Raw genomic sequence first — 21,998 nt, forward strand, 5'->3', positions numbered from 1 at the left:
GGATCAGGCGAAATAATCGGTCAGGATGCGGTTATAAATCGATTTGAGTTGCTGGATCTGGGCCACCTCGACGCACTCGTCAACCTGATGCATCGTGCGACCGACCAGACCGAACTCTACAACCGGGCAATGGTTCTTGATGAAACGCGCATCCGACGTACCACCGGTCGTCGAAAGCTCGGGCGTTGCGCCTGTTTCCGCCTCTACCGCCTTGGCCACCAGATCCGACAAGGGCCCCGGCGGGGTCAGAAAGCTTTCGCCTGAAATCTTGATTGCGACATCTATTTCAACGCCGAACCGAGCGGCCACCTGATCTGCTTCCGACTTCAGCCAGTCGCTCAGGCCGGCCCCGGAATGCAGATCATTGAATCGAATATTCACCGTTCCCTTGCACTGCGCCGGGATTACGTTGGTGGCCGCATTCCCGGTATCGATTGTCACCACTGCCAATGTCGAAGCATCGAAGTGGTCCGTGCCCTGATCCAGTTCGTGACCCGCCAGCCGATCCATCAGCCGGGCCATGGCTGGCAACGGGTTCTTGGCACGATGCGGATAGGCCGAATGCCCCTGAACACCGGTGATCGTAAACCATGCGGTCATCGACCCCCGACGGCCGATCTTCATCATTTCACCCATCTTGTTCGGGCAAGTGGGCTCACCCACCACACAGACAGACATATGTTCATCGGCGCCGTCCATGTAATCCAGCAAGGCGGTCGTGCCATCCAGCGCGTCGCCTTCCTCGTCGCCGGTAATCGTCAGGATGATGGCGCCGTCAGGCGGGGTGTCGCGCACGAAATCGATTGCCGCCGCCGCAAACGCCGCAACGCCGGATTTCATATCCGTTGCCCCACGCCCATACATCACACCATCGCGTATTTCGGCCCCGAAAGGCGGCATCGTCCATGCGGCTTCGTCGCCGACCGGCACAACATCGGTATGGCCGTTGAACCCGAAACTGCGCGGATGGCCTTTCTGGCCCCATCGTGCGAACAGGTTGCTGACGCCACCACGGTCGACACGCGTGCATTCAAACCCCGCATCCGCCAGCTTCGATCCCAGCAGAACAAGCGCGCCGCCCTCGGCTGGTGTGACCGATGGGCAACGGATCAGATCGGCTGTCAATTGGACGGGGTCGGTCATGCAATGGCCTCTGGAACGGTGTCTTTCGCGGGTTCGCGCACAGATTCAACGAATTGGCCGGTTTTCCAACCCCAATTCGCAAAAATATCATTTCACCCGACTGAGCAGATATCAAAGCGATACCCTGACAAATCATGGCGGTTTACCCGGCGACCATCTTGCCGCCAGCCGCGCAATCGCGTTACAGGGCCGCGAAACAGGTGAATGAAAATGAAGCGCGCATTCTACGCACTGATCTGCCTGACTTTCGCCGTCCTAGCGCAGCAGAGCATGGCACAGTCCCTCACGGTCACGACGGTGACCCGCCCCCCGTTTTCCTATGTCGAAGACGGTGCGGAAACCGGCTTTTCGATGGATCTGCTCGCCGCGCTGGCAGAAGCGCTGAACTGGGACTATTCCATCAATCGGGTGGATTCATTCTCGGATATGCTGGAGGCGGTTCAGAATGGGTCCGCCGATCTTGCAGTCGCCAATATCTCGATCACTGCGCTGCGGGAAACGCAAATGGACTTCAGCCAGCCGATCTTTGAGGCGGGCCTACAGATCATGGTGCCATCGGAAGCCGCGCGCCAGCCTTCGCTGCTGCATGCGCTGCTCTCAAAAGAGCTTTTTATCGCCATCGGCCTGGCCTTCGCCATTCTGTTGGGCGGCGGCATGTTGATGTGGAGCTTTGAGCGCAGTGCTCAACCCTATTTCGATCGCAAGCTGAACGAGGCATGGTTTCCCTCGTTCTGGTGGGCGCTGAACCTCGTCGTGAACGGCGGGTTCGAAGAGAGGATGCCGCGCACGCCTTTCGGCCGGCTTCTGGGTGTCATTCTGGTTGTTTCGTCACTGTTCATCGTGTCCGTTTTCACGGCCCGCATCACCTCGGTCATGACGGTGGATGCGATCACGGGCAGCGTGAATTCGGTGAATGACCTGTATGGCAAAAATGTCGGGACAATCTCGGACTCGACCGCGGCAAGTTTTCTGAACCGGCGTGATATTGAATTCACCGGCTATCCCGGGCTGGAGCAGATGCTGGATGCGTTCCAGTCCAAACAACTGGATGCTGTCGTATTCGACGCGCCGATCCTGTCTTATTATGCGGCCCATGAAGGCCGGCGAACGGCGTCGATGACAGGCGGCGTCTTCCTGCGCGAGAACTATGGCATCGCTTTCCCGACCGGGTCGCCTCTGGTCGAGGATGTCAACCAGGCCCTGCTTTCGTTGCGTGAAGACGGTACTTATGACGAAATCTATCGCAAGTGGTTCGGTATGCGGAACTAGGCCGGCGCCTCGTCCCCGAAGAACGGTGTCATCTGCGCGACGATCACGGCGTTTTCATCCAGGGCACGCTGCATCAGGGCACGTTCGTCAGGTTCGATGTCATGTCCCTGTGCCTCACGCTCGGCCAGGGTCCCGTAGCCGGTGACATCCAAAGGCGCGGTGTCGGCCTGCTTCAGAATAGCCACCGTCTCGCGCACGGCCTCGGCTTCGTCCACGCCGCTGGCGTAGCAGATCAGTGCCGCCCCCGTCGCACCGTCCGGCAGCCCGTCGCCGTCCTTGCGGCCGATCTGGACCAGAAGGGTATAGACTTGCTGACGAGAGGGCTTCTTTTGCTTTTCCATGGGCCTTGCATTACGCGCGGTGTTTTGGAGGGTCAACTGCTTCCATCGATCCAGGCTTTGAGCGTGGAATCTTCCGCAGCCCCCTGCCCGGCCCACAAGCCTAGAGGATTTGAAGGAATGCGACTCAGCAAAGCCCCTTCCCCATTTTCGCCCAAAAATTGAGCCGCGCTTCAACTCCATTCCTTAAGTTGAATCGGGCACATTTTTGCCACATTTTGACCTCAATTTTAGCCATTTCCTGCTGAGTTCGACGCGTTTCCTGCCTTTCACAACGGTGAAGAGAAGCCAACCCTAGGATGGTGCCACTGCGTAAGTCATTTTTTTACAGGAGAATTAAAATGAGTGTTCTGTCCAAGTTAATGATGACAACTGCAAGTGTGATTGTGCTTTCCGGAGTACCTGCTGTCGCCGTGCTGTCTTTTGTGACGCCAAGTGCAGCTTACGCCCAAGACGGCGGTGGCGATAGCGAAGACGGGGGCGATAGCGAGAGCGGTGGCGACAACGAAGGCGGCGGCGATAACGAAAGCGGCGGCGATAACGAAAGCGGCGGCGACAACGAAGGCGGCGACGATAACGAAAGCGGCGGCGACAACGAAGGCGGCGACGATAACGAAGGCGGCGGCGACAACGAAGGCGGCGGCGACAACGAAGGTGGCGACGATAACGAAGGCGGCGACGGTAACGAAAGCGGCGGCGACAACGAAGGCGGCGGCGACAACGAAGGCGGCGACGATAACGAAAGCGGCGGCGATAACGAAAGCGAAGGCACGGAAACCAACGCAGGAAACTCAGAAGTTGACGCTATGCAGGGTGAAAATCGCTGACCCACACAGAGCGTTCGTCTGAGCCAGGACACAATCTCAGGACAGGCTCTGACCAAGGTGCGGTCGCATAAGTCAAACACCCCAAAAAACGGAAAGGCCGGAGCGGGTCAGCTCCGGCCTTTCTGTACAACCGGGGCGATCAGTCCCGCAGCAATTCGTTGATGCCGGTTTTCGACCGGGTCTTTTCATCCACCCGCTTCACGATCACCGCGCAATACAGGCTGATGTTGTTCTTTGACGGCATCGAACCCGCGACGACCACGGAATAGGGCGGGACTTCGCCATATGTCACTTCGCCGGTTTCCCGATCCACGATCTTGGTTGATTTGCCGATGAACACGCCCATCCCCAGAACCGAGCCTTCGCGGACGATGCAGCCCTCGACCACCTCGGAGCGCGCGCCGATAAAGCAGTTGTCCTCGATGATGGTCGGGCCGGCCTGCATCGGCTCCAGCACGCCACCGATACCTACGCCGCCCGACAGGTGGACATTTTTGCCGATCTGCGCGCATGAGCCGACGGTCGCCCAGGTGTCGACCATGGTGCCTTCATCCACATAGGCGCCAAGGTTGACAAAGGATGGCATCAGCACCACGCCCGGCGCGATATAGGCCGATTTGCGGACAACGCAGTTGGGAACCGCGCGGAACCCGGCCGAGCGCCATTGATCTTCACCCCAACCAGCGAACTTGCTGTCCACCTTGTCCCACCAGCCGCCGTCCTGCGGACCGCCTGTCTGAATTTCCATGTCCTTGATGCGAAAGCCCAGCAGAACCGCCTTTTTGGCCCACTGGTTCACGTGCCAGTCGCCGTTTTCCAGCTTTTCGGCAACACGCAGCGACCCGCTGTCCAGCGCGTTCAGCGTGTCTTCGATCGCTTCGCGTTGTTCACCTGCCGTGGCAGGTGTGATCGTGTCGCGCGCCTCCCAGGCGGCTTCGATGGCGGCTTCCAGTTGCGCGTTGGACATGGGGCGTCTCCCTACAGAATCTGTTCATGTTGGTTTGGCCTATACGCAAGCCGGGCCCATGGCGCAATGCGACGAACACGGGCCGTTTTGCGTCTGAAAGGCCCGCAATCAGCTGGCGCGGCGTATATGTCGGGTCAGAATACCTTTTGCCGTGCTCAGGTCCTTCCGCCTGAGTGCCTGAACAAGTGCGGCGTGATCCTTGTCAGTTTGCTGCACCCATTTCGACCGCCAGTGCGCAAACAAGTGGCGTGCGCTTGCGATATGCAGATCGTCGATGGTGTGCAACAGACGGGGCAGCCCGCAAGGTGTCAGGATGGCGCGATGGAATGCTCTGTTCAACGCCTCCCATTGGGGCATCGTCTGCGCCTCGTCACAGGCGATGCGTGCGCGGTCGATCTTGTCCAACGCGACCGGAGACATGTTCTGCACCGATTGCTGCAACGCCAGTGTTTCCAGCGCCACGCGCATTTCGATGACCTCTCGCACCTCTGCCGGGTCCAGCGCCGTGACCCGCATGCCCCGGCGCGGCTCGTGCCGGGCCAGTCCATGCGCCTCAAGCCGCAACAGGGCTTCCCGCACCGGAACATGGCTGGTGTCGAAGGTGCGGGCAATATGATCCTGCCGCAGCTTTTCCCCGGCGCTCAGCTCTCCGGTTATGATTTGCTGGCTGAGGTTCTGGTAAATCGTGTCCGAGATCGTAGCGGTCATAAATTATAGATAAAATCTACGACAGCTATCCTCAACCAGATAATTCACCCCGCAAGCGGGTCCGGCGCGACATTCGCACCACACACCAGAACGGCCACGCGCTCGCCCGGTTCGGGCCGATACACGCCCGAGGTCAAGGCTGCCAACGCCGTGGCGCCCGCCGGCTCCACCAGAATACGATGCGCCTGCCACAACGTCTTCTGAGCCGCCGCGATGGCATCATCCGACACCAGGACCGACGTCATCCCCTGTGCCAGGTCGAAACAGATCTGCCCAATCCGGCGCGCGCCAAGCGCATTTGCCGCGATGCCGGATACGGAAACATCCACCGGCTCACCGGCCTGCAACGCCGCATTCAATGCACAAGAGGTCTGGGGTTCGACCGCCACGACCTTGCGCGCTCCGTCAAACCAGGCCAACGCCCCGGCGATCAGCCCACCCCCGCCCACGGCGACCAACACCGTATCTGCCTGTAGGCCCTGCGCATCCCATTCCGCAAAGCAGGTCCCCTGCCCCGCCACGGTAGCCGGCGCATCATAGGCGTGAATCTGCATCGCGCCGGTCTCCGCTTCATGCGCCTGCGCCTGTGTCAGCGCATTGGCGTATTCGCCGGGCACAACGCTCAGATCCGCGCCGGTTTGCCGGATCAATGCAATCTTGGATGGCCCCGCCAGTTCGGGCACGAAAATCTTGGCCGGATAACCAAGCGCCTGCGCCGCAAAGGCCGCCGCTGCACCATGATTGCCACCGGATGCAGCCACGACACCTGCATCGGGCACGTCGAGGCTCAGCAACGTATTGAACGCACCGCGCGCCTTGAAACTGCCCGTGTGCTGCATGTGCTCCAGCTTCAGCTCAATGGGATGGCCCGGAACTCGGCTCTCGATCACCGGCGTCACCTGCGTATGCCCGGCGATACGATCCCGCGCCGCTGATATTTCGCTCTTCCAATTCATTCTTGTCTTTCCGTGACTGGCACTCTGCCCGCGAACCCTATAGCTGTTTGGAAAACACGCAAGCAGGGATCGATCACCCATGAGAGAAGACCGCCACAATCCGTTTCGCGATGCGCAGACAGATCGTTCGACCGCGAGCGAAGTGCCGGACACGCCGCAAACGCGATCGTCCGCCTATCGCCTTGCCTTTGCCGATGACGAATTCCTGTGCCGCGACGAGCTGCGCCCGGTACGTCTGCAACTGGAACTGCTGAAACCCGAGATGATCATGAGTGAGCGCGAGATCACCTCGACCATCGTGATGTTCGGCGGCGCGCGCATCCCTGAACCATCGCAGAAACACACCGCACGAACGGAAACGCTGGCTGGTCTGTCGACCTATTACGACGAGGCGCGCGAGTTCGCGCGGCTGATGACCGTGAAATCGAACGAGACCGGCTGCCGTGAAAACGTGATCGTCACGGGCGGCGGCCCCGGTGTGATGGAGGCAGGCAACCGTGGGGCACAGGACGCGGGCGGATGCTCGATCGGGTTGAATATCGTTCTGCCGCACGAGCAGGCCCCGAACCTTTATGTGACGCCGGATCTCAGCTTCAACTTCCACTATTTCGCCATCCGCAAGATGCATTTCCTGATGCGCGCCCGCGCCATCACGATTTTCCCCGGTGGTTTCGGCACATTGGACGAGCTGTTCGAATCCCTGACCCTGATTCAGACCGGCCGGATGGACCGCGTGCCCTTCCTGCTGTTTGGTCGCGAATTCTGGGAAAAGGTCATCAACTGGAAAGCGCTGGCCGATGCCGGAACCATCTCGGACGAGGATCTTGACCTGTTCCGCTTTGTGGACACGGCGCAGGAAGCGGTCGAGATCATTGAAAACTGGGAGCCCGCCCCGCCCCGCGACGAAATACCGGGGCGCTGAACCATGGCGCCCAAGACCGGAGAGATGCTGCATCTGCGCGGAAATGCCCTGAGCAAGGGCGAACCCGTAGCGCTGCCACTGACCCAAAGCAGCATGTACCACCTGCCGGGCACCCCGGACGGGCAGGCGAGTTACGGCCGGGTGGACAACCCGACCTGGGTGCATCTGGAGCATGTTCTGTCGCATTTGGAAGACGCGCCCTGCCTCAGCTTTCCCTCGGGCATGGCAGCGATTTCCGCAGCACTGTTTGCCACCGTAAAGGCCGGATCACGCCTGCTGATCCCCTCCGACGGCTATTACGTGACGCGCCTATTGGCCGATCGTTTCCTGTCGCGGCTGTGCGTGATCGTTGAGGAACGCCCCACCACCGCCTTTGCCGACGGCGGTTTTGACGGGTTCGATGTGGTCTTTGCCGAAAGCCCCTCGAATCCGGGGTTGGACATGATCGATCTGACCGAGGTGGCGGATCGGGTGCGCGCTGCCGGGGGCATAACCATTGCCGACAATACGACGATGACTCCGCTGGGTCAGCGTCCTCTCGATCTGGGCATCGATGTGGTCGTCTCGTCCGATACCAAGGCGATGGGCGGGCATTCCGACATGCTGATGGGCCATGTGGCCAGCCGCAACGGCGACATCATGGAACGGGTCGAGGAATGGCGGAAAGTCTCCGGCTCGATTCCGGGGCCACATGAAGCATGGCTTCTTCATCGCGGACTTGAAACGCTGGACGTTCGGTTCGACCGGATGTGCAGCTCGGCCGAAGTATTGGCCGAACGCCTGACGGCACATCCCGCAGTGAAACAGGTGCGCTATCCCGGGCTGGCCAACGACCCGTCGCATAAACTGGCGCAAGAACAGACCACACGTTTCGGATTTCTGCTGTCCCTGACGCTGAACAGCGAAGACCGGGCCGAAGCCTTCATCAACAATTGCTCGCTTCTGCGCCCAGCCACGTCATTCGGAGGCGTCCACAGCTCGGCCGAGCGGCGCGCGCGCTGGGGCGACGACGTTGATCCGGCCTTCATCCGCCTATCCGTCGGATGCGAACCCGTGGAAGAATTGTGGCAAGCTATCGAAGCCAGCCTGAACGTCGTGTGATTACTTTTTGGGCTCACGCAGTTCTTTGAACACGTAGATCGGCAGCACAACGCTGGCGATCAACGCCCCCAGCCAGACCAGCAATGTTGCCGCCAGCAGGTTCGAAACCCCGCCAACGGTCAGCCCGGCTGCAATCAGGTCGGTCACGAAAAGGCCCACGAAGGTTACGATCAGGGCGATCCCACCTTTCAGGGCGGGCGCTTTCTTTTCGCCCAGTTTCAGGATCAGGGGTTCAGCCACGACCTGTACGACGGTGAAGACAATCACCACCACGATGAACGAGATCGGCTTGATCGCAAATCCCGACAATATCAGCGCGGCAAGCAACAACCCAATGGCATTCCCGGCCATCAGGGCCAGGGCGGATTTTATTCTGCGTGACATGCGGCGGTCTCCGTCATTCGACAAGTATAAATATGCATATACTATCAGGTCTTCGGGATTTTACGAGACAATTCAATCGCCTCTTCCGTTTCAACCATTGAAATCAAATGGTAGAACACCTTCATCGTGATCAGACCCGCCCCTGACCTGTGAGAGTGAGATGAGCGACGACCCCTACACCGTTCTTGGTGTCTCGAAGGACGCCAGTGCAGCCGAGATCAAAAAAGCCTACCGGCGTATCGCCAAGGATTGCCATCCGGATCTGAAACCCGGCGATGCCACGGCCGAGGCCAAATTCAAGGCCGCCGCCGCTGCTTATGATCTGTTGAAAGATCCTGAAACACGTGCGCGTTTCGACAACGGGGAAATAGACGCCTCGGGTCAGGAACGCCCGCAACAGCAGTATTACCGGGACTATGCCGAGGCTGCTGGAAACCCCTATCGCGGGCGTCAGGCGGATCCCGACGACATGTCAGACATCTTTGCCGAGTTCATGCGTGGTCGCGGCGGTTTTGGGGGCCAGCGCGGCCACCAGTTTCACGCACCGGGTCACAATCTGAACTATTCACTGCAAATCAGCTTTCTGGATGCCGTGTTCGGCGCCAGTCAGAAATTGACCTTGCCGGATGGAGACCGGATCGAGGTCAAAATCCCGGCCGGGATCACCGACGGCCAGACCATCCGTTTGCGCGGCAAAGGCGCGCCGGGATATGGCGAAGGCCCTCCAGGTGACGCACTGGTGACGGTTTCGGTCGCCAAGCACCCGGTTTTTGAACGTCAGGGCGACGACATCCATATCACGCTGCCGATCACAATCGACGAGGCCATTCTGGGCGGAAAAGTCCCGGCCCCTACCATAGACGGCGGTGTGAATGTCAACGTCCCGGCAGGCACCAGCAGCGGCAAAACGCTTCGGTTGCGCGGAAAAGGCGTGAAAAAGCGCGGCTCGTCCGCCCGTGGTGATCAGCTGATTGAGCTGACCATTGCGACACCGGACAAGATCGATGATGAACTGAAGCAGTTCATGGAAACCTGGCGTCAAAAGCACCGCTATGATCCGCGGAAAGGAATGCAGCTATGATCCTGACCGAAAAGGAACTGATCGAAACGGTCACCCGCCTGACCTCGGACCGCCTGACCGAATACCTGGCGGCGGAAATCGTGATTCCGGAACAGTCGGATCAAGGGCTGGTTTATCAAAATATCGACGTCGCCCGTCTGGAACTGGCCTGTGAGTTGCACGAACAGTACGACATGGAGGCGGATGCGCTGTCGATGATGATCTCACTGATCGACCAGCTGCATGGGCTGCGGGCCGAACTGCGCGAAGTTCTGAACGCGATCGAGGCGCAACCCGAACCTGTGCGGCAGCAACTGGTCAAGGTCATCGGTACAGCGCGATTCCGTCGCAGATAACGGGGTTTTGGACTCGAAACATTTGGATTAGAAGGCCGGCTTGATCCTTTGACAGGTGGCGCCATGACCCAGTCCAGATCTGAATTGCTGATGCCTGCGGGCAATCTGCGCAAGCTGAAACTCGCTGTCCTTTACGGGGCGGATGCGGTGTATCTGGGCACGCCCGATATGTCGCTGCGCACGAAATCCGAGTTTTCGCTGGAAGAGGTGATCGAGGGCGTCGAGTTCTGCCACAGCCATGGCCGGCGCGCCTATCTGACGCTGAACCTGTTCTCGCACAACAAGGACATCCCGAAGCTGGACGAATATATCGACACTGTCCGCAAAGTGCAGCCGGACGGGTTGATCATCGCCGACCCCGGCGTGTTCCAGTACGTGCGCGACCGCGCGCCGGAACTGCCGCTGCACATCTCGACCCAGGCCAATATCTGTTCCTGGCTGTCGGTGAAGTTCTGGCAGGATCAGGGCGCGGAACTGGTGGTTCTGGCGCGCGAGGTTTCCTACCCCGAACTGGTGGAAATCCGCGAAAAATGCCCCGACATCAAGCTCGAGGCCTTCGTCCACGGGGCCATGTGCATGACCTATTCGGGCCGTTGCCTGCTGTCGAATTTCATGGCGGAACGTGGCGCCAACCAGGGCAACTGCGCCAACTCCTGCCGCTGGAACTATGCGCTGAAACTGCGCCTGAAGGATGGCACACATCAGGAATTGCGCATCACCGAAGAAAACGCCGACCTGTTCGAATTCCTGCTGGAAGAAGGCTGCCGCCCCGGCGATCTGATGCCGATCGAGGAAGACGACCGCGGTTCCTACATCCTCAATTCGCGCGATCTGTGCATCATGCCCAAGCTGGACGAATACCTGAAGATCGGGGTCGACAGCCTCAAGGTCGAGGGGCGCGGCAAGTCGGAATACTACGCCGCCATCGTCGCGCGCGCCTATCGCATGGCCATCGACGATTACTATGCCGACCCCCAGAACTGGGACCCGAAACCCTATATGCGCGAGTTGGAGACCGTGGGAAACCGCGGCTATACGCTGGCCTTCCACGAGGGGCGTCTGACCAACTACGCCCATGATTACGAGCACACGGCGTCCATCGCGCAATGGGAATATGCCGGGATCGTCACCGAAGTGACCCAGGATGCCTTTCTGGTCGAGGTAAAGAACAAGCTGGAACCCGGCGATGTGCTGGATTTCGTCTCGCCCATCTCGCGCGAGACGGTTCTGCTGAGGGTCTATGATTTCGAACGCGCATCCGATGGTGCGCGGATGGACGTAGTGCATGGCAGCACCAAAACAGTGATCCGCCTGCCCTTCACCCTGTTCGACCACGAGGATATCGACGATCTGCGCGCCCGGTTCCCCGCCTATTCCGTTCTGCGCAAGGAACGCGCCCTGACTGACGAACACTGGAGCCGCATCCGCTTTGACAAGCTGGTGCAGGGTTTGGAAACCTCGGGCCGTGACAACCCTGGCGCCTATGCCCGCCGTCGCGACGCCTTGGTTGAAAAGATCGGCGAAGACGGCAACGAACGCCGTTTCAAAACCAACCGCATCGGCACCGAGGGTTGCTGTGGCAAAGGTTGCAACGGCTGCTTGATTTTCTGGCAGGACGACAAATACGCGCTGGCCCGTGAAGTTTTGTCAAAGCGCAAGCAGGGCGAACAACTCAGCCGCCGTGAGGCGACGGAACTGAAGCTGCCGGGCGCACAACAAGCCTGAGCCGGCTCAGTCGCGTGTTCGATACTCTTCCGGCACGTAAAACGTATAGTCCCGATCTGCCACCTGTTCGTGGCAGACATGGCAATAGGCCACGGCACCGGCGCGGTCGCCCATAGTGTCCCCAAAGACCGAGCCGTCCGGCAAGACCATGATGTAACGCCAATCCGCCGTGTCCGGGCTGGCATCTTCTGCCAGTTTCTCCATTACGAACATGGCACCGGGATGCACGTGACCTTCATCCGTCACGGTCATGCTGTCCTTGGCAAGAACCGACCCCATGGGAAGTTCTTCACCTTCCTGCAACGTCGCGTAGTTATGCGCCATGCGATTGGCGTAGCTGTTCACATACCTTTGCCCGTGGGTTGCCGAAATATAGGGCGCATCGTTGAAAATCGGCCAGCTTTGGTAGTTGAGGATCAGGTCCAGTTGCGCCACGGCGTAGCCACGCGCCATGCGGCGATTGAGGGATCGGTAGTGTTCCAAAGCCTCTTTTTTGCTCAACTCGGCAGGGTTTTCGATTGCAATATGAGCGTCCTGGCCGTCAGCAAAGGCCAAGCTTGAACCCGAGACGATAGCGAGCGCAGCGGCACCAAAACGGATGATCGAAAAAGAACTTGCATTCATAATCGTGGCCCACCTGAAATTCAGTTCACCTGAGCGCTTTCTGCACCACTTGGAACAGTCTAGCGGAATCGCAAAAACTTGCCATCTCTGACCCGGACACCTCACCGGCTTGTGCATCGAATTGAAGAGGCAAATTCAGCGACGGGCACGAGAAATATAGCAAATCATGCATGTAGTTTCAGCATCTGAAACATTAAGTTTGAACAAAACAATTGTGACGTGCAGACAAAGCCAGAAAACACTTAAGGCGCGATCCAATCAAGCCTGGCCCAGATGGACCAAACCCTATCGGCTCAGACCCGTTTCGGCCTCGATTTGTTTGCGTGATTTGCGCGCCCGTTCGGTCGCCGACTTCAACTGACCGCAAGCCGCCATGATGTCCTCACCGCGTGTCTTGCGGATGGGCGAGGCATAGCCGGCCTGATAGATGATGTTTGCGAAGGCGCGGATGCGGTTGTTCGAGCTGCGCTTGTACGGTGCGCCGGGCCATTCGTTGAACGGGATCAGGTTGATCTTGGCCGGAATGTTGTGTCGCTTGATGTGATTGATCAAACGATGCGCATCTTCGTCACTGTCATTCACACCATCCAGCATCACATATTCAAACGTGATCCGTTCAGAGTTCGAAGCATTCGGATAGCTGGCCAAAGCGGTCAGCAGTTCCTCGATATTCCAACGTTTGTTGATGGGCACAAGAACGTCGCGAGTTTCGTCCGTAGTGGCGTGGAACGAGATCGCCAGCAGGCACCCGATTTCCTCGGCGGTGCGCGCGATCTCGGGCACCACGCCCGAGGTCGACAGAGTAATCCGCCGGCGCGACAGAGAAATGCCCTCGGGGTCCATGGCGATCTTCATCGCGTCGCGCACGTTTTCGAAATTGTAAAGCGGCTCGCCCATACCCATCAGAACGATGTTCGACAGCAGGCGGGTTTCGTCCTTAGGTGCGCCGGGGGTTGGCCATTCTTCAAGATCGTCGCGCGCCATCATGATCTGGCCAACGATTTCGGCGGATGTCAGGTTTCGTACAAGTTTTTGAGTGCCGGTATGACAAAACGAACAGGTCAGCGTACAGCCCACCTGAGACGAGATACACAGCGTGCCGCGATCTTCCTCGGGGATGTAGACCACCTCGACCTCATGCCCGCCGGCGATACGGCACAGGTATTTGCGGGTGCCGTCCTCGGACACCTGACGTGTGACCACCTCGGGGATTTCGATCACGAAGTGCTCGGCCAGTTGAGCGCGATAAGCCTTTGCCAGATTGGTCATCTGGGCAAAGTCGCGCACGCCCCATTGGTAGATCCATTGCCAGATCTGACCGGTGCGCATCTTGGCCTGTTTCTCGGGCGTGCCGTGTTCAATCAAGGTTTCGCGCAAACGGTCGCGCGTAAGGCCGACGAGGTTGATCTTCCCGTCGGGCAGTTTGCGCGGGATGGTCATGACGTCTTGGGTGATCGGCGCTTTGGGCGACATTGGCGTATCTCGACGGAATCGGGCTTGGGATGCGCCTCTATATAGGAACCTGCGCAAAGATCAAAAGGTTTCCTAAGCCGGCAGGCCCGGCACGATGAACATACCGGGCCTTTTTGATCAGTTTACCGGCGGCGGTGTGTAGCAATCACTGGCGTCCAGGGTCTGAACCGGATCTTCCGGGCCACATTGCTCGCCCGATATCGGGTAGGTTTCAGCATTCTTCTCGCAAGCGCTCAGCACAGCGGCGGATGCGACCAGAACCAGAGTGATCCAAGTTTTCTGTTTCATCACGATGTCCTCTCTAAGTGGCTAAACCACTTAGTTCACATTGCCGAACGCGAAACTTTGATGCGGATCAAAACTGGCAGATGACCATACGTCAAAAGCCCCGCGACCAGGCGGGGCCTTTTCAACAATCGGCGCGATAAGATCAGTTGGTGCAGCGCTTCTCAGCGTCTTCAATCGCTGCGGTAAAGCCCAGCAGCGAGAAGGTGTCTTTCGTCTGCGTCCCACGCTCGGACCGGGCGGTCAGAACAGCCTCGGTTCCGCGCTTCAGGGCGGTGATGATCTTGGCATCATCCGCATCCGACGCGGCCCAGGCCCATTCGCCTTCTGTGAACAGTTCGAACTCGGTCCCGTCCACGTTCAGGTTCACCGTCGAACCCGCGGCAAACGGGTAGCCGCCAGTAAAGGTCAATTGGCCTTTGACCTCGGCATTCGGGCGATAGAACACAAACAGCAGGATATCGCTGCGCCGTACGGAAACCACACGTCCACCGCGGGTGTTTACGGTTTCCTTGGGTGCCGAGACGCTCCAGCATTCGGTGGGATCGTCTTCGACAAAAACGCTCCAATCCGTTTTTGCAGCTACGCGGTTGGTGCTTGTCGCCTGTTGGGCGATTGCAGATGTTGCTGCGATGCCTGCCATACACAGGCCCGCTATCGTGCGAACGAGCATTGATCCCATTTGTCCAGCCTCCTAGCTCGACCCTTACCTCATACCCATCGGACACGTCTGCGAACCCTGCCGGTTCGTCTATTCGTTTGCGTCTTCCGATGATTGCCGACATACACACACTAACGCAGGTTTCGCCACAGGCGAAAGGGCGATTGGCAGAATTTTGCGCATAAATTTCGGAGGTCCAGATGACGCAGCCCGTACCCATGACAGAACTTTGGCGCGGCCCTCTGCTGGAAAGTCTGCATCTGGGTCATGCGGTTATTTGCGATGACACGGGCCAGATCGTGCGCAGTTGGGGCGACCCGCAATCCGTCATATACCCGCGGTCATCCGCCAAGATGATTCAAGCGCTTCCGTTGGTCACATCAGGGGCGGCGGCGAAATACGGTCTGACCAGCGAACACCTCGCGTTGGCCTGCGCCTCGCATAACGGGGCGGCGATCCACACGGATCGCGTGACGGCGTGGCTGGACCATCTGGGGTTGAACGAGCACGATCTGCGGTGCGGCCCACAGGAGCCCGCCGACACCGCCGCGCGCGACCGGCTGATTTTGGCGGACGACACGCCTTGCCAGATCCACAACAATTGTTCCGGCAAGCATTGCGGCTTTCTGACTCTGGCACAGCATATGGGCGCCGGGCCGGAATACCTTGAAATTGATCATCCGGTGCAACAAGCCTGCCTGTCTGCCGTCGAAGAAACAACGGCCGAGACCAGCCCGGCATACGGCATCGATGGCTGTTCCGCCCCGAATTTCGCCACATCGCTTTTCGGTTTGGCACGTTCGATGGCTTGGTTTGCTTCAGCCGCAGACCGGTCCGACCGCTCCAGCGATGCAGCGATGCAGCTGGTGGCCGCGATGGTGAAACACCCGGAACTGGTTGCCGGTGAGACCCGGGCCTGCACCGAACTGATGCGCGCCATGAACGGGCGCGTCGCCATCAAGACCGGGGCCGAGGCGGTGTTTGTGGCCATCATCCCGGAAAAACGCATGGGCGTTGCGCTGAAGATCACCGATGGCACCACACGGGCCAGCGAATGCGCCATCGCCGCTATTCTGGTGAGCCTTGGTGTGCTGGAGGCCGATCACCCGGCCACCCGCAAATTCATGAACGCCACGCAATACAGCCGCCGGGGGCTGGAATGCGGCGTGATCAAACCTGCGCCGGGTTTCCCCGGCTAAGGCCACTACATCTCGATCTCGTGCACCTCGGCCACTTCAACCGAGCCTGTGCCGTTGACGACCATCGGACAGCCCTTGGCCATCTCGGTCGCAGCATCGATACTGTCAGCTTTGATCACCGTAAAGCCCGAGGCCGGGTTTGCGCCGCCGTTATCGACCACTCCGTTGTTGCTGACGGTGTAAGACTGCCCCACCGGGTTTCCGGGGATATCGAGGGCGTCTCCCATATCCTGAAACCAGGCGCCCCAGGCGGCCATGGTCGCCTCGATCTCGGCGGGGTCGGTCGGGGTGTGTCCCCCGTGATAAACAAACAAATATTGGGGCATATCGCTCCTCCCTGATGAAACCTTATTTGCACTTCGCTTCGAGTTTGCGCAGCGAAGACGTCCAGCCCTGATTGTGGTTCGCGGCTGCTTCGGCATCGGCCAGTTCGCGGTGGTCCAAAACCAGGCGCGACCCCGTGCCTGTCGCTTTGACTGAGAAGGTGACGTGGCTTTCGGCCCCGCGCTGATCCTGATCGTCATGCCAGCCCCAGGTAAACCCCACCGAGTTTGGAGGGTCGACATGCGTGACGTGGCCCGAGACCTTGTATTGCTGGCCCTCGCCGTTTTCCATGACCGAATACCACGGGCCGGTGCGCGAGAAATCCAGATTGTGTTCAGGCACGTGCATCCCTTCGGGGCCCCACCATTGCAACAACCGGCTGCCGTCACTGATCCATGCAAACAGGTCCTCTGGGCTGACGGGGAAATCCCGTTCCAGTTTCAGGTCGGCCATGAATTCTCCCTTTCGATGATATCACTGAGGCGATCAAGGCTGCTTTCCCAGAATTGCCGTTTGGAGATCGTCCAGTCGGCAATCATACGCAGCCCGTCGGACCGGATGGAGTACATCCGTTGGGTGCCCCGCACACGCTGCTGCACCAACCCGGCCTCGCGCAGCACCTTGAGGTGGCGCGAAATCGCGGCGCCGGACATGCCGCGCCCTTCGATCAGGTCACCAGCGGGCAGTTCGCCCTGCTCCATCAGTTGCTCGACAATCGAGAACCGGGTGGCATCAGACAAAGCGGAAAAGGTGGTCAGAAGCGTGCTCATGACCTCTATTTAACACAAATGTTAAATAATGAAAAGCCCTGTCAGAATTCGGCAAAATCCGCGCGACTGTACCCTTGTAGATAAAGCAGTGCCGTCAGGTCGCCGTGATTCACCCGCACATCACATTGTGCGGCCACCGACGGTTTGGCATGAAGGGCAACCCCGGTCCCGGCCCGGCCAAGCATTCCAAGGTCATTGGCCCCGTCACCCACGGCAATCACATCACTTTCCGACAGGCCCCGACGCGTTGAAATCTGCGCCAGCGCTTCGACCTTGGCCTGACGCCCCAGAATAGGACGCGCGACGTCTCCGGTCAGCTTGCCATCTTCCGCCAGCAAAGTGTTGGCAAGGTTTTCATCGAACCCCAAAAGCTCTGCCACCCGCGCGGTAAAGGCCGTAAAGCCACCGGATACCAATGCTGTATAGGCCCCGTTGGCCCGCATCGTCGCCAGCAATTCCCTGCCTCCGGGCATCAGGGTGATCCGTTCGCGCAGGACTTTGCCGATGACGCTTTCATCCAGGTCCTTCAGCAAACCAACCCGCTCGATCAGGGCACCTTCGAAATCCAGCTCTCCGTTCATGGCGCGGGCGGTGATGTCCTTGACCCTTTCGCCGACGCCAGCCTCATCCGCCAGTTCGTCAATGCATTCCTGCTGGATCATGGTGCTGTCCATATCGGCCAGCAGCATCTGTTTGCGCCGCCCCTGCGCAGGCTGCAAAATCAGGTCCACGCCCATACCCTGCAAGTCTGCCCAAACGTCCCAGCGATTGTCGGGGATAGCGTTCAACTCGAATTCTGCCGCCTCATCCGGGTTGAGCCAGAGGATGTCCCCGCCACCCCACGCATTGCGCAGTGACTCGGGTAATGCGCTGTCCAGCGAAGGCGCTGCCGGATTGGTCAGCAAAGTGGCGACATACATCTTCAATCTCCAAATTTTCTTGGCCGGGCGAGGTGATCTAGGGGGTCAACGGCAAACGGCCCTGATCGGTCAATTCCCAGCAGGTCTGCCCTTCGAACACCGCGACACCCACCGGGCGCCCATATCCGGCACCTGTGTCCAGATTGACGCGATTTCCATAATGCGTTGCCCGGTCTACCGGAGTATGACCATGCACGATCAGTTTGGGATGCGGACCCAGATGAGCATGAAAATCCTGCCTGATCCAGACCAGGTCGTTGTCCCCCTGCGCGTTGAGCGGCACGCCCGGGCGAATACCTGCGTGAACAAAGGCAAGCTCGGGCGTCTGATGCATCAGAACCAGATCTCGCAGAAAAGTCAGGTGCGATTTCGGCACCGCCGCCTGCGCCATCTGATGCAGATCTTCCAGGCGAATCTGGCCTTCGAATTCCACGCCATAACTGCGCAGGGTCTCGACCCCACCCAGCCTTTCATGCAGCCAATGATACCCGACAAGCAAATGCGGATCGTGACGCGGCGTATCCTCCATGAACCAGGCGAACATGCGATCATGGTTGCCCAGCAAAGTGATCCAGTTCAGACCCGCGTCGCGCCCGGCAATCAGACGCTCGATCAGCCCGCGGCTGTCAGGGCCGCGATCCACGTAATCACCTAGAAACACGATCTGGGCGTCCGGGCCGCCATCACCCCGGATCAGAGACAGCGCGCGTTCCAGCTCGGCCACCTGCCCGTGCAGATCACCAACAACGTAGACAGGCTGTGTCATAGATCCTCCGACGGTAAGGTTCAGCTTGCTTGTGCCGCAGATTGCAGCCCGAGAAAACAAAGGACCCGGGCCTTCGGTCAACCGGGTCCCGAACTGTTTCTCAAACTCAACAGGCCTCGTCAGGTGACATCAAATTCCAGCGGCTTGATCTGCGTGAACAGACCCGTTTCCGCCAGCTTGGCGCGTGCTTCGGCCGGAACGGGTTCGTCGACATAAAGCAACGCAATCGCTTCTCCTCCGGCCTCGGATCGACCTAGGGTAAAGTTCGCGATGTTGACGTTGTTCTCGCCCATGGTCTGCCCCAAAGCACCGATGATGCCCGGCACGTCTTCGTTGGTGGTGTAGAGCATATGGGCACCGACCTCGGCGTCGATATTGATGCCCTTGATCTGGATGAACCGCGGTTTGCCGTCGCTGAACACAGTGCCGCCGATAGAACGCTCGCGCTTGTCGGTCACAACGGTGACTTTGATATAGCCCTCAAACGCACCCGATTTGTCCTGATTGGTGGTCGAGATCTTGATCCCACGTTCCTTGGCGACAACCGGGGCCGACACCATGTTCACCTCGGGGTTGAACTTTTTCATGATCCCGGCGACCACCGAGCAGTTCAACGCCGCCAGATTCATTTCAGCGGCCACACCATCATACAGGATATTGATCGCCTTGACCGGCTCATCCGTCATCTGGCCGATGAAGCTGCCCAGATGGCCGGCCAGCTTGATCCACGGCCCCATCACCTTGGCTTCTTCCGCCGTTACACTGGGCATGTTCAAAGCGTTCTCGACCGCACCTGTCAGCAGATAGTTCGAGATCTGCTCGGCCACTTGCAGCGCCACATTCTCCTGCGCTTCGGTCGTTGCTGCACCAAGATGCGGCGTGCAGACCACGTTGGGCAGATTGAACAGGGGGTTGTCCTTGGCGGGTTCCTCACCGAACACGTCAAACGCGGCGCCCGCAACGTGACCGGATTGCAGCGCCTCGGCCAAGGCCTCCTCATCGACCAGACCACCCCGAGCACAGTTGATGATGCGCACGCCTTTCTTGGTCTTGGCAAGGTTCTCACGGCTCAGAATATTGCGGGTCTGATCCGTCAGCGGCACGTGCAGGGTGATGAAGTCGGCGCGGGACAGCAACTCGTCCAGCTCTACCTTTTCCACGCCCATCTTGGCGGCTTTCTCTTCGCCCAGATAGGGATCATAGGCGATGACTTTCATCTTCAGGCCAAGCGCGCGCTCGCACACGATGCCACCGATGTTCCCCGCACCAATGACGCCGAGCGTCTTGTTGGTCAGCTCGATCCCCATGAACTTGGACTTTTCCCACTTGCCCGCATGGGTCGAAGTCGAGGCCTCGGGGATCTGCCGCGCCACGGCAAACATCATCGCAATGGCGTGTTCGGCAGTGGTGATCATGTTGCCGAATGGCGTGTTCATCACGATCACACCTTTTTTCGACGCCGCTTCCTTGTCGATATTGTCAGTGCCAATTCCAGCGCGGCCGATCACCTTCAGCTTGTCGGCTTTTTCGAGAATGGTCGGCGTGACCTTGGTGGCCGAGCGGATGGCAAGACCATCATACTGGCCGATCACCTCGGCCAACTTGTCCTTGTCCTTGCCCAGATCGGGCATGAAATCCACGTCGATGCCGCGATCACGGAAAATCTGAACGGCGGTTTCGCTGAGTTTGTCGGAAACGAGTACTTTGGGAGCCATGTTTGTGGTCCTTGAATGTATTGAGAGGTCCGGGCCGATGCGGCCCGGTGGAGATGGGATGCGATCAGGCGGCTTCTGTCTGCGCCGCGATTTCGGCCTCAAAGGCCCATGCCAGCCAAGGCAGCATCGCTTCGATGTCCGAGGTCTCGACCGTACCGCCGCACCAGATCCGCAAGCCCGCAGGCGCGTCGCGATAGGCACCGATGTCCAGCGCGATATTCTCGGACTCCAGCCGCTTGGCCACAGCCTTGGCAAAGCTTGCGCCGTCCTGAATTCGGGCGTCGGTGAATTTCAGACAGACGGATGTGTTCGACCGCGTCGCAGCGTCTGCGGCCAGGTTTTCGATCCAGTCGTTCCGGTCGCAGAACGCATGCACTGCATCGGCATTGGCGTTCGCGCGGGCTGTAAGGCCCTTCAGACCGCCCACCGAGCGCGCCCAATCCAGTGCAAACAGATAATCCTCAACCGCCAGCATCGACGGCGTGTTGATCGTCGCCCCGGTAAAGATGCCTTCGATCAGCTTGCCACCCTTGGTCAGGCGGAAAATCTTGGGCAGCGGCCATGCAGGGGTGTAGCTCTCCAGACGTTCAACAGCGCGCGGTGACAGGATCAGCATCCCATGCGCGGCCTCACCGCCCAGAACCTTCTGCCAGCTGAAGGTGGTCACATCCAGCTTGTCCCAGGGCAGGTCCATCGCAAAGGCAGCCGAGGTTGCGTCGCAGATCGTCAGACCCTGACGATCATCGGCGATCCAGTCGCCATTCGGCACGCGCACGCCCGAGGTGGTGCCATTCCACGTAAAGACCACGTCATTGGCGAAATCGACCGATGCCAGATCCACGATCTGTCCGTAATCGGCGGTCTTCACCTCGGCGTCGATCTTAAGCTGCTTGACCACATCGGTCACCCAACCGGACCCAAAGCTTTCCCACGCCAGCATCTCGACCTTGCGTTCGCCCAATAGCGACCAAAGAGCCATCTCAACCGCGCCCGTGTCCGAGGCGGGAACAATGCCGATCCTGTAATCTACCGGAATGCCAAGCACCTCGCGCGTGCCTTCGATGGCCGCTTTCAGCTTGTCCTTGCCAACGGCGGCACGGTGCGAGCGTCCCAAGGCGGCATCGGCCAGTTTGGTCAGATCAAATGTGGGGGGTTTGGCGCAAGGGCCCGAGGAAAAACGCGGATTGGCCGGCCGCGTCGCCGGTTTTTGAGTGCTCATCTGTATTACCCTTCCAGATACACGCCCCTCGTTGGGGAGGGGTGTCCCACGCACAGAGCTATGGGCCCTTCGCACCCGCAGCAAGCGAAAAAGACGCTTCGCTAGGTAAAAACGACATCCAAAGAGGGCACAAATCAGAACATGAGTTTCCGATTGGCGAAAAACCCCGCCGAAACTCGGCGGGGTTGTTGCTGTTATTCCGCGGCGTCTGCGTATGCGTCCATTGGGGGGCATGTGCAGACGAGGTTTCTGTCACCGTAAGCGTTGTCGACGCGGTTGACGGGGG

The 21,998-nt window shown here is 59.2% G+C and carries 25 protein-coding genes; 8 read left to right on the plus strand and 17 right to left on the minus strand.

Annotation, left to right across the window (positions count from 1 at the left end; all coding sequences use genetic code 11):
* Nucleotides 1-3: 3 nt before the first annotated feature.
* Nucleotides 4-1,143: a succinyl-diaminopimelate desuccinylase gene (dapE, locus tag ACR0LI_RS18730; protein WP_480719010.1), complete on the minus strand. Its 1,140-nt coding sequence runs from the start codon at nt 1,141-1,143 to the stop codon at nt 4-6.
* A gap of 210 nt (nt 1,144-1,353) precedes the next feature.
* On the opposite strand from dapE, the gene ACR0LI_RS18735 reads away from it, so the two are divergent.
* Complete coding sequence (locus ACR0LI_RS18735) at nt 1,354-2,412, plus strand: transporter substrate-binding domain-containing protein (RefSeq protein ID WP_480486446.1); 1,059 nt, start codon at nt 1,354-1,356, stop codon at nt 2,410-2,412.
* On the opposite strand, the gene ACR0LI_RS18740 is transcribed toward ACR0LI_RS18735, so the two are convergent.
* Complete coding sequence (locus ACR0LI_RS18740; RefSeq protein WP_171637852.1) at nt 2,409-2,753, minus strand: hypothetical protein; 345 nt, start codon at nt 2,751-2,753, stop codon at nt 2,409-2,411. The two genes, ACR0LI_RS18735 and ACR0LI_RS18740, sit on opposite strands and share 4 nt — an antisense overlap.
* Before the next feature lie 338 nt (nt 2,754-3,091).
* On the opposite strand from ACR0LI_RS18740, the gene ACR0LI_RS18745 reads away from it, so the two are divergent.
* Entirely contained in the window at nt 3,092-3,577 is a 486-nt protein-coding gene (locus ACR0LI_RS18745; RefSeq protein WP_480719011.1) for a hypothetical protein, read from the plus strand.
* 139 nt (nt 3,578-3,716) lie between these two features.
* On the opposite strand, the gene dapD is transcribed toward ACR0LI_RS18745, so the two are convergent.
* The 3 genes from dapD to ACR0LI_RS18760 all read right to left on the minus strand — a co-directional run bounded on the left by dapD (nt 3,717) and on the right by ACR0LI_RS18760 (nt 6,208).
* Nucleotides 3,717-4,544: a 2,3,4,5-tetrahydropyridine-2,6-dicarboxylate N-succinyltransferase gene (dapD, locus tag ACR0LI_RS18750; RefSeq protein ID WP_171119955.1), complete on the minus strand. Its 828-nt coding sequence runs from the start codon at nt 4,542-4,544 to the stop codon at nt 3,717-3,719.
* Nucleotides 4,545-4,652: 108 nt separating this feature from the next.
* The gene (locus ACR0LI_RS18755) at nt 4,653-5,252 is read right to left on the minus strand and encodes a GntR family transcriptional regulator (protein ID WP_171119956.1); all 600 of its coding nucleotides are present in this window, start codon (nt 5,250-5,252) and stop codon (nt 4,653-4,655) included.
* A 44-nt stretch (nt 5,253-5,296) separates the two neighbouring features.
* Nucleotides 5,297-6,208 carry a threonine/serine dehydratase gene (locus tag ACR0LI_RS18760; protein WP_480486442.1) on the minus strand — a complete coding sequence of 304 codons (912 nt, stop codon included), beginning with the start codon at nt 6,206-6,208 and terminating at the stop codon, nt 5,297-5,299.
* Between the two features lie 79 nt (nt 6,209-6,287).
* Between ACR0LI_RS18760 and ACR0LI_RS18765 the strand changes: the two genes are divergently transcribed.
* The gene (locus ACR0LI_RS18765) at nt 6,288-7,130 is read left to right on the plus strand and encodes an LOG family protein (RefSeq protein WP_480492460.1); all 843 of its coding nucleotides are present in this window, start codon (nt 6,288-6,290) and stop codon (nt 7,128-7,130) included.
* A gap of 3 nt (nt 7,131-7,133) precedes the next feature.
* Entirely contained in the window at nt 7,134-8,231 is a 1,098-nt protein-coding gene (locus ACR0LI_RS18770; protein WP_480719012.1) for a cystathionine gamma-lyase, read from the plus strand.
* Here the strand turns inward: ACR0LI_RS18770 and ACR0LI_RS18775 are convergent, their stop codons facing one another.
* Entirely contained in the window at nt 8,232-8,615 is a 384-nt protein-coding gene (locus tag ACR0LI_RS18775) for a hypothetical protein (RefSeq protein WP_171638607.1), read from the minus strand. It abuts the gene before it with no gap.
* A gap of 160 nt (nt 8,616-8,775) precedes the next feature.
* On the opposite strand from ACR0LI_RS18775, the gene ACR0LI_RS18780 reads away from it, so the two are divergent.
* The 3 genes from ACR0LI_RS18780 (at nt 8,776) to ACR0LI_RS18790 (ending at nt 11,756) form a co-directional block, all read left to right on the plus strand.
* Entirely contained in the window at nt 8,776-9,696 is a 921-nt protein-coding gene (locus ACR0LI_RS18780; RefSeq protein ID WP_171638609.1) for a DnaJ C-terminal domain-containing protein, read from the plus strand.
* Complete coding sequence (locus ACR0LI_RS18785) at nt 9,693-10,031, plus strand: hypothetical protein (RefSeq protein ID WP_171638611.1); 339 nt, start codon at nt 9,693-9,695, stop codon at nt 10,029-10,031. The genes ACR0LI_RS18780 and ACR0LI_RS18785 overlap by 4 nt, the downstream gene beginning before the upstream one ends.
* A 63-nt stretch (nt 10,032-10,094) precedes the next feature.
* Nucleotides 10,095-11,756: a U32 family peptidase gene (locus ACR0LI_RS18790; protein WP_480486436.1), complete on the plus strand. Its 1,662-nt coding sequence runs from the start codon at nt 10,095-10,097 to the stop codon at nt 11,754-11,756.
* Nucleotides 11,757-11,762: 6 nt separating this feature from the next.
* On the opposite strand, the gene ACR0LI_RS18795 is transcribed toward ACR0LI_RS18790, so the two are convergent.
* The 4 genes from ACR0LI_RS18795 to ACR0LI_RS18810 form a co-directional block, all read right to left on the minus strand.
* Complete coding sequence (locus ACR0LI_RS18795; protein ID WP_480492462.1) at nt 11,763-12,380, minus strand: cytochrome P460 family protein; 618 nt, start codon at nt 12,378-12,380, stop codon at nt 11,763-11,765.
* 285 nt (nt 12,381-12,665) lie between these two features.
* Nucleotides 12,666-13,853, minus strand: coding sequence for a dual-specificity RNA methyltransferase RlmN (gene rlmN, locus ACR0LI_RS18800; RefSeq protein WP_209835418.1), 1,188 nt, complete (start codon nt 13,851-13,853; stop codon nt 12,666-12,668).
* Nucleotides 13,854-13,970: 117 nt separating this feature from the next.
* On the minus strand, nt 13,971-14,141 hold the full coding sequence (locus ACR0LI_RS18805) for a hypothetical protein (protein WP_171638615.1): 171 nt from the start codon (nt 14,139-14,141) through the stop codon (nt 13,971-13,973).
* A 142-nt stretch (nt 14,142-14,283) separates the two neighbouring features.
* Nucleotides 14,284-14,820 carry an invasion associated locus B family protein gene (locus ACR0LI_RS18810; RefSeq protein ID WP_171638616.1) on the minus strand — a complete coding sequence of 179 codons (537 nt, stop codon included), beginning with the start codon at nt 14,818-14,820 and terminating at the stop codon, nt 14,284-14,286.
* Nucleotides 14,821-14,999: 179 nt separating this feature from the next.
* Here ACR0LI_RS18810 and ACR0LI_RS18815 point away from each other — a divergent pair, with 179 nt between their 5' ends.
* Nucleotides 15,000-15,998: an asparaginase gene (locus ACR0LI_RS18815; protein ID WP_171638617.1), complete on the plus strand. Its 999-nt coding sequence runs from the start codon at nt 15,000-15,002 to the stop codon at nt 15,996-15,998.
* Between the two features lie 5 nt (nt 15,999-16,003).
* Here the strand turns inward: ACR0LI_RS18815 and ACR0LI_RS18820 are convergent, their stop codons facing one another.
* From ACR0LI_RS18820 to ACR0LI_RS18850, 7 genes are all read right to left on the minus strand, one after another.
* Nucleotides 16,004-16,324 (minus strand): YciI family protein, encoded by a 321-nt coding sequence (locus ACR0LI_RS18820; protein WP_171638618.1) that lies wholly within the window; start codon nt 16,322-16,324, stop codon nt 16,004-16,006.
* A gap of 22 nt (nt 16,325-16,346) precedes the next feature.
* Complete coding sequence (locus ACR0LI_RS18825; RefSeq protein WP_480719013.1) at nt 16,347-16,775, minus strand: SRPBCC family protein; 429 nt, start codon at nt 16,773-16,775, stop codon at nt 16,347-16,349.
* Complete coding sequence (locus ACR0LI_RS18830) at nt 16,763-17,092, minus strand: ArsR/SmtB family transcription factor (RefSeq protein ID WP_171638620.1); 330 nt, start codon at nt 17,090-17,092, stop codon at nt 16,763-16,765. Before ACR0LI_RS18830 ends, ACR0LI_RS18825 begins: the two co-directional genes overlap by 13 nt.
* 41 nt (nt 17,093-17,133) lie before the next feature.
* On the minus strand, nt 17,134-18,012 hold the full coding sequence (serB, locus tag ACR0LI_RS18835) for a phosphoserine phosphatase SerB (protein ID WP_480719014.1): 879 nt from the start codon (nt 18,010-18,012) through the stop codon (nt 17,134-17,136).
* Between the two features lie 37 nt (nt 18,013-18,049).
* A complete protein-coding gene (locus ACR0LI_RS18840) occupies nt 18,050-18,778 on the minus strand; it encodes a metallophosphoesterase (RefSeq protein WP_480486428.1) in 729 nt (242 codons plus the stop codon).
* A gap of 119 nt (nt 18,779-18,897) precedes the next feature.
* Nucleotides 18,898-20,493 (minus strand): phosphoglycerate dehydrogenase, encoded by a 1,596-nt coding sequence (serA, locus tag ACR0LI_RS18845; RefSeq protein WP_171638623.1) that lies wholly within the window; start codon nt 20,491-20,493, stop codon nt 18,898-18,900.
* A gap of 64 nt (nt 20,494-20,557) precedes the next feature.
* Nucleotides 20,558-21,712 carry a phosphoserine transaminase gene (locus tag ACR0LI_RS18850; RefSeq protein ID WP_480719015.1) on the minus strand — a complete coding sequence of 385 codons (1,155 nt, stop codon included), beginning with the start codon at nt 21,710-21,712 and terminating at the stop codon, nt 20,558-20,560.
* Between the last annotated feature and the right edge of the window lie 286 nt (nt 21,713-21,998).

This window comes from Ruegeria sp. CL7, assembly GCF_056536445.1.

Excerpts from the sequence above, each read along its gene's own strand:
- dapE (WP_480719010.1), bottom strand. The coding sequence starts at position 1,143 with ATGACCGACCCCGTCCAATTGACAGCCGATCTGATCCGTTGCCCATCG.
- ACR0LI_RS18735 (WP_480486446.1), top strand. The coding sequence starts at position 1,354 with ATGAAGCGCGCATTCTACGCACTGATCTGCCTGACTTTCGCCGTCCTA.
- ACR0LI_RS18740 (WP_171637852.1), bottom strand. The coding sequence starts at position 2,753 with ATGGAAAAGCAAAAGAAGCCCTCTCGTCAGCAAGTCTATACCCTTCTG.
- ACR0LI_RS18745 (WP_480719011.1), top strand. The coding sequence starts at position 3,092 with ATGAGTGTTCTGTCCAAGTTAATGATGACAACTGCAAGTGTGATTGTG.
- dapD (WP_171119955.1), bottom strand. The coding sequence starts at position 4,544 with ATGTCCAACGCGCAACTGGAAGCCGCCATCGAAGCCGCCTGGGAGGCG.
- ACR0LI_RS18755 (WP_171119956.1), bottom strand. The coding sequence starts at position 5,252 with ATGACCGCTACGATCTCGGACACGATTTACCAGAACCTCAGCCAGCAA.
- ACR0LI_RS18760 (WP_480486442.1), bottom strand. The coding sequence starts at position 6,208 with ATGAATTGGAAGAGCGAAATATCAGCGGCGCGGGATCGTATCGCCGGG.
- ACR0LI_RS18765 (WP_480492460.1), top strand. The coding sequence starts at position 6,288 with ATGAGAGAAGACCGCCACAATCCGTTTCGCGATGCGCAGACAGATCGT.
- ACR0LI_RS18770 (WP_480719012.1), top strand. The coding sequence starts at position 7,134 with ATGGCGCCCAAGACCGGAGAGATGCTGCATCTGCGCGGAAATGCCCTG.
- ACR0LI_RS18775 (WP_171638607.1), bottom strand. The coding sequence starts at position 8,615 with ATGTCACGCAGAATAAAATCCGCCCTGGCCCTGATGGCCGGGAATGCC.
- ACR0LI_RS18780 (WP_171638609.1), top strand. The coding sequence starts at position 8,776 with ATGAGCGACGACCCCTACACCGTTCTTGGTGTCTCGAAGGACGCCAGT.
- ACR0LI_RS18785 (WP_171638611.1), top strand. The coding sequence starts at position 9,693 with ATGATCCTGACCGAAAAGGAACTGATCGAAACGGTCACCCGCCTGACC.
- ACR0LI_RS18790 (WP_480486436.1), top strand. The coding sequence starts at position 10,095 with ATGACCCAGTCCAGATCTGAATTGCTGATGCCTGCGGGCAATCTGCGC.
- ACR0LI_RS18795 (WP_480492462.1), bottom strand. The coding sequence starts at position 12,380 with ATGAATGCAAGTTCTTTTTCGATCATCCGTTTTGGTGCCGCTGCGCTC.
- rlmN (WP_209835418.1), bottom strand. The coding sequence starts at position 13,853 with ATGTCGCCCAAAGCGCCGATCACCCAAGACGTCATGACCATCCCGCGC.
- ACR0LI_RS18805 (WP_171638615.1), bottom strand. The coding sequence starts at position 14,141 with ATGAAACAGAAAACTTGGATCACTCTGGTTCTGGTCGCATCCGCCGCT.
- ACR0LI_RS18810 (WP_171638616.1), bottom strand. The coding sequence starts at position 14,820 with ATGGGATCAATGCTCGTTCGCACGATAGCGGGCCTGTGTATGGCAGGC.
- ACR0LI_RS18815 (WP_171638617.1), top strand. The coding sequence starts at position 15,000 with ATGACGCAGCCCGTACCCATGACAGAACTTTGGCGCGGCCCTCTGCTG.
- ACR0LI_RS18820 (WP_171638618.1), bottom strand. The coding sequence starts at position 16,324 with ATGCCCCAATATTTGTTTGTTTATCACGGGGGACACACCCCGACCGAC.
- ACR0LI_RS18825 (WP_480719013.1), bottom strand. The coding sequence starts at position 16,775 with ATGGCCGACCTGAAACTGGAACGGGATTTCCCCGTCAGCCCAGAGGAC.
- ACR0LI_RS18830 (WP_171638620.1), bottom strand. The coding sequence starts at position 17,092 with ATGAGCACGCTTCTGACCACCTTTTCCGCTTTGTCTGATGCCACCCGG.
- serB (WP_480719014.1), bottom strand. The coding sequence starts at position 18,012 with ATGTATGTCGCCACTTTGCTGACCAATCCGGCAGCGCCTTCGCTGGAC.
- ACR0LI_RS18840 (WP_480486428.1), bottom strand. The coding sequence starts at position 18,778 with ATGACACAGCCTGTCTACGTTGTTGGTGATCTGCACGGGCAGGTGGCC.
- serA (WP_171638623.1), bottom strand. The coding sequence starts at position 20,493 with ATGGCTCCCAAAGTACTCGTTTCCGACAAACTCAGCGAAACCGCCGTT.
- ACR0LI_RS18850 (WP_480719015.1), bottom strand. The coding sequence starts at position 21,712 with ATGAGCACTCAAAAACCGGCGACGCGGCCGGCCAATCCGCGTTTTTCC.